2 protein-coding genes are annotated in these 1,523 nt (G+C 70.6%); both read right to left on the bottom strand.

Annotated features, from left to right (window positions below):
- A partial coding sequence (locus tag AC07Z7_RS25060) for an NAD(P)-binding protein (RefSeq protein ID WP_494768042.1) occupies positions 1–371 on the bottom strand: 371 nt, incomplete at its 3' end.
- A gap of 21 nt (positions 372–392) precedes the next feature.
- Positions 393–1,385 (bottom strand): response regulator, encoded by a 993-nt coding sequence (locus tag AC07Z7_RS25055; RefSeq protein ID WP_094289754.1) that lies wholly within the window; start codon positions 1,383–1,385, stop codon positions 393–395.
- Positions 1,386–1,523 lie beyond the last annotated feature (138 nt).

Below are 1,523 nucleotides of genomic sequence, written 5' to 3'. Positions count from 1 at the left end.
GGCAGGTAGTGCGCGCCCTGCGGGCAGGGCAGGCCGCCCACCAGGGTGCCCCGGCTGTTGCCGCCGGGGGTGTCTTCCAGCTCCAGCAGGGCAAAGTCGTGCACACCCGCCAGCCGCAGCGCGCGTGCTGCGGCCAGCCCGGCCACGCCACCGCCTGCAATGACCACCTGCGCGCGCCGCACCACGGAAGGCTCGGGCAGGCTGCCGTTTTTCAGCAGGTCGCGCAGCTGGTGGCCCCGGGCTATGTCGATGCCGGTGAAGCCGCCCAGCAAAGGCGGCGCGGCGCGCTCACACCCGCCCAGGGCGGCCGTGGCCAGGGCGGCAGCGCCCGCCACAACAAACTGGCGGCGCTGCAAAGTCCATGCGGTCATGCCATCGTCCCTTGCACCGGGTCAGTCGGCCCAGCGGGCGCGGACCTCTTGCAGCACGGGCAGCAGCGGCACAAACAACGGCACCAGGGCCGGGTCGAAGTGCTTGCCCGCCTGCGCCGTGATGTGGTCCATGGCCTCGTGCACGGGCCATGGCTCCTTGTAGGGGCGGCGGGTGGTGAGGGCATCAAACACATCGGCAATGGCCACGATGCGTGCCGACAACGGGATGGCCTCGCCCGCCAGCCCCTGGGGGTAGCCGCTGCCGTCCCACTTTTCGTGGTGGGCCAGCGCAATCTCGCGCGCCAGCTGCAGCACCCCGGCGGGGTGTTCGCCAATGATCTCGGCGCCGATCTCGGGGTGGCGGCGCATGGTGGCCCATTCGTCGGCATCCAGCGGGCCGGGCTTGCGCAGCACGGCGTCGGGAATGCCGATCTTGCCCACGTCGTGCATGGGCGCGGCGTTGAGCAGGTCTTCGGCCCAGGCGGGGCTGCAGCCTGCGGCCAGCGCAAGCTGCTGGGCAAAGTGGCTCATGCGGATCACATGCATGCCGGTTTCGTTGTCCTTGTATTCGGCCGCGCGGCCCAGGCGCAACACGATCTGCAGGCGGGTTTCGCGCAGCTCGTCCAGCCGCACCAGCGACAGGTGGGTGCGCACCCGCGCGCGCACCACGGGCGGGCTGACGGGTTTGGTGATGTAGTCCACCGCGCCCGCATCGAACCCGGCGGTTTCGTCCTGGCTGTCGGTGAGCGCGGTGATGAAGATCACCGGGATGGCCGCCGTGGCCGCGTCGGCCTTGAGCAGGCGGCACACGGCATAGCCGTCCAGGTTCGGCATCATGATGTCGAGCAGGACCAGGTCGGGCCGCTGCTCGCGCGCCACCTGCAGCGCGCGTTCACCGTCGGTGGCAAACAGCAGGCGGTAGTCGGCCTGCAGGATATGGCGCAGCACCTGCAGGTTGGTGGGCTCGTCATCCACCAGCAGCAGGCGGGGCCGCAGGTCGGGGGCGGGGTTCATGCGGGGGTCTCCGTGGGCGCGTCGATCCAGTGCGTGCGCAGCTGCTGCAGCTGCGCCAGCGCCTGGTCGAAGTCAAAGGTGTCGATGGCCTCCTGCAACCGCTCCATGGCATCGGCGGGCAGCAGCTGCGCCAGTTCG

The organism is Acidovorax sp. GW101-11A03 (assembly GCF_059424825.1).
Note: the sequence above shows the minus strand (reverse complement) of the source record. Positions and strands in the feature narration are given on the sequence as shown.

What these genes read in the sequence shown, in the direction of transcription:
- AC07Z7_RS25055 (WP_094289754.1), bottom strand. Translation starts at nt 1,385, where the DNA reads ATGAACCCCGCCCCCGACCTGCGGCCCCGCCTGCTGCTGGTGGATGAC.